Source organism: Planktotalea sp., from assembly GCF_018607995.1.
In the GTDB taxonomy this organism is placed as follows: domain Bacteria; phylum Pseudomonadota; class Alphaproteobacteria; order Rhodobacterales; family Rhodobacteraceae; genus Planktotalea.
In genome coordinates this window covers 23420-31012 of sequence record NZ_JABBAL010000007.1, presented here as the reverse complement: position 1 = coordinate 31012, position 7593 = coordinate 23420, and the positions used below count along the sequence as shown (strand labels likewise).

Sequence of the window (7593 nt, the reverse complement as noted above, 5' to 3'; positions counted from 1 at the left end):
CGATTGTGCCGATGTTGACGTGCGGTTTATTGCGTTCAAACTTTTCCTTAGCCATCTTGGCGCCTCATCAGATTAGGGGGATTCAATCTCGAACCCGAATTTCTCTGACCGCGCACATATTGGCTTACTGAGAGAAAATCAAGCGTCAGTTCGACGCTGTTTCGCTCTCAACAGCGTCCTGCGCTTCTGCTGCTTTATCTTGCGCTTTTTCCACTGTCGCTGCCGTCGTTGGTGCGTCGGTTTTCGCTTGTTCAGACGTTTCGTCCGTCGCTTCTGGGGTTTGCGGCGTCTCAACCACTTTTGGATCCAATTCCTTACGGCGCTTGAACCATTTCTCTTGGCGATGCTGGTGCGTGATATAACGCTGGATCATCTTGGCCGCGTTCTCGGACAAAGTTTCCAACTGTTCTTCCGCTGATTTGGTCAGGCCAGACCCGACAATTGTATCGCCGTCTAGAGTTTCCAAAACTGTGATTTGCTTTGGTTCTTCGTTGAGCTTTTTACCTGCCGCATCATCCCACACCGTGAGCTTGAAAATCAGCAGAGATTTTGGCGACAAGATCAATGGAATACCCGGCTGAGCAAGCACATAGCCCTCTAGAGAGATGCCAAAGTGATAAAGCTGATCGCCGTCATAACGCGAAAAACGCGTATCGATGGCTTTTGTGACCGCTTCGATCCACTTATCCTTGCTGGCATCGCGCGACACAGGACCTTTCACCAAATTCGGCGCGATAACAATGTTATGTGCCAAGGCGAATTCACCAATCGGGGCCGGCTTTCCAGAGATATCATCTATATTTTCACAAGCGCTTAGGCTTACAATAGCAATCAGTAGTGCAGAGAATCGAAACATGGATAACCCCTGTAGCCGCCGCGTCGTGTTAGCCCAGCGCACGCGCAAGATCAATCCAACGTCTAAGTAAATCGGTTGTCGCGTGGGAAACCGCGCGGTGCCATACGGCCAGAGCCTGCGCGTTTACCTGTCCATTCGGCCAGCTCGACTTCGGTGCGTGTGCGCCCTGCGGGATCAAGCCACGACAAGCCGTCGGCCATTGTGAAGGTGGCCACGTCAGTCATGCCGCCATCCTTGTATTTCTGCAAACGCACGCCTTTGCCACGACCCATTTCTGGCAGCTCATCCAACGGGAACACCAGAACTTTGCGGTTCTCGCCGACCACCGCAACGCTGTCACCAGTCACAGGTTTGCACGCCAAGGCACGATTATCGCCACGCACATTCAGCACTTGTTTGCCTGAGCGGGTTTGTGCCACCACATCGTCTTCGGGCACCACAAAACCATCCCCTGCGGAGGAAGCCACGAGCAGTTTTCGGCCAGGTTTTTGAATAAACAGATCAACGAGCCCTGCTTCATTCGGAAGATCAACCATCAAGCGCAAAGGTTCGCCCATGCCCCGACCACCTGGCAGATTGGCCGCCGACACGGTGTAGAACCGTCCGTTAGAGCCAAAGGCAAGCAGGCGATCCGTGGTTTCTGCGTGGAAAATAAAGCGTGGACCATCGCCGTCTTTGAATTTCAGCTCGCGCGTCAGATCAATGTGGCCCGTCATCGCGCGGATCCAGCCCATTTCGGAACAGACTACCGTGATCGGTTCGCGATCAATCATCGCTTCAAGGGGGACCTCTTCGACTGCGCCCGCTTCTGAAAATTGCGAGCGGCGCGCGCCCGCGGGGTGATCCTTGCCGAATTGCTTTTTGGTTTCACGAATCTGATCGGCGATGCTGCTCCACTGCAACTCAACGCTGTTCATAAGGTCATCAAGCCCTGCACGTTCTTCCATCAGCGCGTCGCGCTCACGCTTAAGTTCCATCTCTTCAAGGCGGCGCAGAGAGCGCAGGCGCATGTTGAGAATGGCTTCAGCTTGGACTTCGGTTAGCTCACCCTCGCCTGCTATTGGGCCGACATAGTCCGCTTCGCTCATCGCACGAGTAAAGGTGCGGCCCCAATCTTCGCGCATCAGCGCCGCTTTGGGATCATCATCATATCGGATGATATCAATCACACGGTCAAGATTGAGGAAGGCGACAATCAAGCCTTCCAACACCTCAAGACGATGGTCGATCTTTTCCATGCGGTGCGTAGAACGTCGCATCAACACATCGCGGCGGTGATCCAAGAAGGCGCGCAACACTTCCTTCATTGAACAGACTTTAGGCGTCAAACCATCGATCAACACGTTCATGTTGAGCGAGAAACGCACCTCAAGGTCAGAGCTGCGATATAGCATGCTCATCAAGATGTCGGGCTCGACGTTTTTAGAGCGTGGCTCCAGCACGATGCGTACATCTTCGGCAGATTCATCGCGAATATCGCCAAGGATCGGGATTTTCTTGGTCTGGACCAGATCCGCAATCTTTTCGATCAGCTTGGATTTTTGAACCTGATAGGGAATTTCTGTGACTACGACTTGCCATTGTCCACGGCCAAGGTCCTCGACCTCATACTTACAGCGCAACCGGAACGAGCCACGCCCTTTGCGATAAGCTTCGGCGATGTTTTCCTTGGGTTCAACAATCGTGCCGCCTGTCGGGAAGTCAGGGCCGGGCACGAAATTCAAAAGCGTGTCGTCACGCGCATCTGGCGTTTTGATCAGATGCAGGCAAGCTTCGCAGAGTTCCGCAATATTGTGGGGCGGGATATTCGTCGCCATACCGACCGCAATACCGCTCGAGCCATTCGCGAGCAGATTGGGGAAACTTGCAGGCAGAACAACAGGTTCCGTCAGCGTGCCATCGTAGTTTTCGCGAAAATCAACAGCATTCTCAGCGAGACCTTCCAGCAAAGCTTCCGCCGCAAGAGTCATGCGCGCTTCCGTGTAGCGCGCCGCCGCAGGGTTATCGCCGTCGATATTGCCGAAGTTGCCCTGCCCATCCACAAGCGGGTAGCGCACATTAAAGTCCTGCGCGAGGCGGGCCATAGCGTCATAAATCGCAGCGTCACCATGCGGGTGATAGTTGCCCATCACATCGCCAGAAATCTTTGCCGATTTACGAAAGCCGCCAGTTGCGGACAATTTAAGTTCGCGCATCGCATAAAGAATGCGGCGATGCACGGGCTTCAAGCCATCGCGCGCATCCGGCAACGCGCGGTGCATAATCGTGGAGAGCGCATAGGTCAAATAGCGATCACCAAGGGCGCGACGAAGCGGTTCGCTTAAGTCGGGAACACTTGGGGTTTCATCTGTGGTATCGTCGCTCATGAGATGCTTCTAGCCCCAGCTCTGGAGAGCGGCAAGATGAGAAGCGTTTGGCTCGCCAGAATATACACATATGCAACGGGGAAAGTTTTTGTCTTTTCACCCCTCACAGACAACAAGAATCAGCGATATAAATACTCAACAGTGCGAAGTCGCTGCGAATAAGTTAGCGTATCCGGAGGGGATATGGGTAAAATCATCATTATCACATTCGCATTCATGGCGTTTGCTTTTTATGAATTGAGCGACGGCAGTGACTTTGTGTCTATCGCGGATGAAAAGCGCGTATCGACGGCAGTTGTAAAAGCTGAAGAAGATCGTATCGCTGCGATTGAAAAAGCTGAGCGCTTAGCGGCGCAGCCTGAGCCTGTTGTGGCCGTGACACCCACTGTAGTTATGACAAGTGCGGTTGTTAAGCCTGTTGAACCCATAGCGGTAAACTCTGAGGCTTTAGCCTTGGATGCGGAGAAGATTGAAGGGGGCGTCGCAGGCGTCGTCGAGGTGGCCGTCGTTGAGCCTGAAATCATCGCCGATCTGCGTGAAGTCACCGCAGCGCGCGTGAACATGCGTGACGGACCCGGCCCGAATTTCGATGTGATTGCAAAGCTGACCAACCGCCAGCAGGTCGAGATTCTGCAAGATCCTGGCAACGGCTGGGTGAAACTGCGTGTCGACGATACTGGTCGTGAGGGCTGGATGGCCGATTTCTTGCTCACCACGTCAAACAATTAATTTTCTATTTCATCACATGCTGCTAAGCCCGCCGCACACAACTGGCGGGCTTTTTTATGAGTACGACGATTTTGCAAAAATCGATACTGATCACAGGCTGTTCTTCAGGCATTGGATACGATTGCGCCAAGGGCATGCGCGAAGCTGGATGGCAGGTGTTTGCATCCTGTCGTAAGGCCGAAGATTGCGCGCGTTTGCAAGGCGAAGGCTATGACAGCCCACTGATAGATTATGCAGATCCTGATAGTATTTCCAATGGCTTAGCCGAAGTTCTGGTCGCAACAGGCGGCACGTTGGATGTGGTATTTAACAATGGGGCCTTTGCCCTACCCGGCGCAGTCGAGGATTTACCGCGCGAGGGCTTGCGCGAAATTTTCGAGTGTAATCTGTTTGGCGTGCACGATCTGACGCGTGCTGTTTTACCAGTGATGCGCGCTCAAGGGCATGGGCGGATCATCAACTGCTCATCCGTGCTTGGCCTTGTCACGATGAAATGGCGCGGGGCGTATTCGGCGAGTAAATTCGCTATGGAGGGGTTGAGCGATACGCTGCGACTCGAAATGCGCGGCACAGGGATTGATATCATCCTGATTGAACCCGGCCCGATAACGTCGGACATTCGCGTCAATTCCATCCCGCATTTCGAACGTTGGATCGATTGGAAAAACTCTGCGCGCTACGCGGAATACGAGAACACGTTAATTGATCGTTTGTATACAAGTTCAGGACCAGATCCGTTCGAGTTGCCTGCGAGCGCCGTGACCCAAAAGCTCTTGCATGCGTGCGAGGCCAAGCGTCCAAAGCCGCGCTACTATGTTACTAAACCCACCTATCTGATGGGTGTTCTTCGGCGCGTATTGAGCGCACGTGCCCTCGATTGGGTAATCTCTAGGATATAACAACGCAAATTATCATTCGCTTTTCGCGCCATCGCGCCTAGATAGTCAGTGAACTCAGTGAGGAGATGAAAATGGCGAGTGACCCGCTCTTTATCGTAATGATTGTCGCGATGCTGGCAGTGCTCGGCATTTTAATGGTTGGCATTGGCGGCTTTGCGAAAGGTGGCGATTTCAACCGCAAACACGCGAACCGGATCATGCGCTATCGCATCTACGCGCAATTCGTAACGGTGCTACTGATCCTCGCTGTCGTCTACTTCGCAAAGGGCTGAACTATGGTTGTTCTCAACAAAATCTATACAAAAACCGGCGATGCTGGTGAAACCGCGCTTGGTAATGGGGCGCGTGTTGCCAAACATTCCATGCGTGTGAATGCCTATGGGACGGTCGATGAAACCAATGCGACCGTCGGTCTCGCACGCCAACACACAAGCGGCGAAATCGACGCTATGCTGGGCATGATCCAGAACGATTTGTTTGATCTTGGCGCGGATCTATGCCGCCCCGACATGGAAAAAGACGACGACGCGGAATACGCGCCGCTTCGCATGACAGACGCGCAGGTGGCCCGCCTCGAGAGAGAAATTGACGCTATGAACGGTGATCTTGAACCGTTGCGCAGCTTTATTTTGCCCGGTGGCTCGCCTTTGGCCGCGCAAATGCATTTGTGCCGTACAGTGTCACGTCGTGCGGAGCGTTTGTCGGTGGAGCTGGCCACGATGGAATCAGTGAACCCTGCGGCGGTGAAATATCTCAACCGCCTTTCGGATTGGTTCTTTGTGGCTGGTCGTGTGGTCAACAATAGCGGCAAGGATGATGTTTTGTGGGTTCCCGGAGCAAACCGCTAAGACCATTTATTGACTTCATGAAAAAATTAGGAATTTTTTCATGAACGTGACGTCATGACATAATGGCGCGTCGGTTTTAGCCTGTTGATTCGACGCGCACCTGCGTATTGAGACCGTGTAATTCCGCGCAGTGCAGCGCATTAAAAGGGAGCTTGTGCAAATGAAGGTCATCGTACCTGTCAAACGCGTGATCGATTATAACGTGAAAGTTCGCGTCAAAGCGGATGGAAGCGGTGTTGATCTCGCCAACGTAAAAATGTCCATGAACCCGTTCGACGAGATTGCAGTCGAACAGGCGATCCGCCTCAAAGAGTCTGGGAAAGCGGACGAAGTCATCGCGGTTTCTGTCGGCGTGAAGCAAGCGCAAGAAACACTGCGCACTGCCTTGGCGATGGGCGCGGATCGCGCGATCCTCGTGGTTGCAGTGGATGATGTGCACAACGACATCGAGCCACTCACAGTTGCGAAGATCCTCAAGGGTGTCGTTGACGAAGAGCAGCCAGGCCTTGTGCTTTGTGGCAAGCAGGCAATCGACAACGATATGAACGCAACGGGCCAGATGCTTTCTGCACTCATGGGTTGGTCCCAAGCGACCTTCGCATCCGAGATCGACATAGACGGCGACAGCGCGACAGTAACGCGCGAAGTTGACGGTGGTTTGCAGACGATCAAAGTGAAAATGCCCACTGTTGTGACGGTTGATTTGCGCTTGAACGAGCCACGTTATGCGTCCCTGCCAAACATCATGAAGGCGAAAAAGAAGCCTATGGATGAGAAGACACCCGCAGATTACGGCGTTGACGCATCCCCGCGCTTGGAAATCGTCAATACGGTTGAACCAGCGGCACGTGCGGCAGGTATCAAGGTTAGCTCTGTTGATGAGCTGGTAGAAAAACTCGAAGAAGCGGGGGTTGTATAATGGCTGTTCTCCTACTTGCAGAAGTGAACGACGGCGAATTGGCGCTGGACGCGACAGCGAAAGCAGTAACCGCAGCGACCGCCTTGGGCGACGTGACGGTTCTCACGACAGGCGCAACCTGCGCGGATGCGGCCGCCAAAGCGGCGAAAATCAACGGTGTTGCTAAGGTGCTTTGCGCCGAAGACCCAATCTATGGCAAGCGTTTGGCAGAGCCGGTGGCGGATCTCATCGTCTCCCTCGCGGGCGATTACGAGCACATCGTGGCCCCTGCGACAACAGACGCCAAAAACGTCATGCCCCGCGTTGCGGCCTTACTTGATGTTATGGTGATGTCTGATGTGACGGCTGTTGTTGATGGTTCCACATTCGAGCGTCCGATTTACGCAGGTAACGCGATGCAGACAGTCAAATCATCCGATGCCAAGAAGGTTATTACCTTCCGTGGCGCAACGTTTGATGCAGCTGGCACAGGCGGTTCCGCCGCTGTTGAGAACATTGGTGCCGCAGCTGATCCTGCGCTTAGCTCTTGGCTTGAAGACAAGGTTGCGACCTCTGATCGTCCAGAACTCACGTCTGCGGGCGTGGTTGTGTCTGGTGGTCGTGGTGTTGGCTCTGAAGATGATTTCAAAATCATAGAAGCATTGGCGGACAAGCTGAACGCGGCTGTTGGCGCATCCCGCGCTGCTGTTGATTCAGGCTACGCGCCGAACGACTGGCAAGTTGGCCAGACAGGCAAAGTGGTTGCACCTGATCTTTACGTTGCTGTTGGTATCTCCGGTGCGATCCAGCACTTGGCAGGTATGAAAGACAGCAAGATCATCGTTGCGATCAACAAAGACGAAGAAGCGCCAATCTTCCAGGTTGCGGACTTCGGCCTTGTTGCGGACCTGTTTGATGCAGTTCCAGATCTGACGTCTAAGCTTTGATTTAATCGCACTATTATTTGTGCTGAGGCCCGTGCAATTGCGCGGGCCTT

General features: G+C 53.5%; 8 protein-coding genes. 6 read left to right on the top strand and 2 right to left on the bottom strand.

Features of this window, described 5'->3' with window-relative positions:
- Positions 1 to 145 precede the first annotated feature (145 nt).
- Positions 146 to 856: a hypothetical protein gene (locus QZ280_RS02510; RefSeq protein WP_293440753.1), complete on the bottom strand. Its 711-nt coding sequence runs from the start codon at positions 854 to 856 to the stop codon at positions 146 to 148.
- Between the two features lie 62 nt (positions 857 to 918).
- Positions 919 to 3222 (bottom strand): DNA topoisomerase IV subunit A, encoded by a 2304-nt coding sequence (parC, locus tag QZ280_RS02505; RefSeq protein WP_293440752.1) that lies wholly within the window; start codon positions 3220 to 3222, stop codon positions 919 to 921.
- 183 nt (positions 3223 to 3405) lie between these two features.
- On the opposite strand from parC, the gene QZ280_RS02500 reads away from it, so the two are divergent.
- The 6 genes from QZ280_RS02500 to QZ280_RS02475 all read left to right on the top strand — a co-directional run bounded on the left by QZ280_RS02500 (position 3406) and on the right by QZ280_RS02475 (position 7543).
- On the top strand, positions 3406 to 3951 hold the full coding sequence (locus QZ280_RS02500; protein WP_293440751.1) for an SH3 domain-containing protein: 546 nt from the start codon (positions 3406 to 3408) through the stop codon (positions 3949 to 3951).
- A gap of 56 nt (positions 3952 to 4007) precedes the next feature.
- Positions 4008 to 4850 carry an SDR family NAD(P)-dependent oxidoreductase gene (locus QZ280_RS02495; RefSeq protein WP_293440749.1) on the top strand — a complete coding sequence of 281 codons (843 nt, stop codon included), beginning with the start codon at positions 4008 to 4010 and terminating at the stop codon, positions 4848 to 4850.
- A gap of 71 nt (positions 4851 to 4921) precedes the next feature.
- Positions 4922 to 5122 carry a twin transmembrane helix small protein gene (locus QZ280_RS02490; RefSeq protein ID WP_293440747.1) on the top strand — a complete coding sequence of 67 codons (201 nt, stop codon included), beginning with the start codon at positions 4922 to 4924 and terminating at the stop codon, positions 5120 to 5122.
- Positions 5123 to 5125: 3 nt separating this feature from the next.
- On the top strand, positions 5126 to 5698 hold the full coding sequence (locus tag QZ280_RS02485) for a cob(I)yrinic acid a,c-diamide adenosyltransferase (protein WP_293440745.1): 573 nt from the start codon (positions 5126 to 5128) through the stop codon (positions 5696 to 5698).
- Positions 5699 to 5858: 160 nt separating this feature from the next.
- Positions 5859 to 6617 carry an electron transfer flavoprotein subunit beta/FixA family protein gene (locus QZ280_RS02480; RefSeq protein ID WP_293440743.1) on the top strand — a complete coding sequence of 253 codons (759 nt, stop codon included), beginning with the start codon at positions 5859 to 5861 and terminating at the stop codon, positions 6615 to 6617.
- On the top strand, positions 6617 to 7543 hold the full coding sequence (locus tag QZ280_RS02475) for an electron transfer flavoprotein subunit alpha/FixB family protein (RefSeq protein WP_293440741.1): 927 nt from the start codon (positions 6617 to 6619) through the stop codon (positions 7541 to 7543). The genes QZ280_RS02480 and QZ280_RS02475 overlap by 1 nt, the downstream gene beginning before the upstream one ends.
- Positions 7544 to 7593 lie beyond the last annotated feature (50 nt).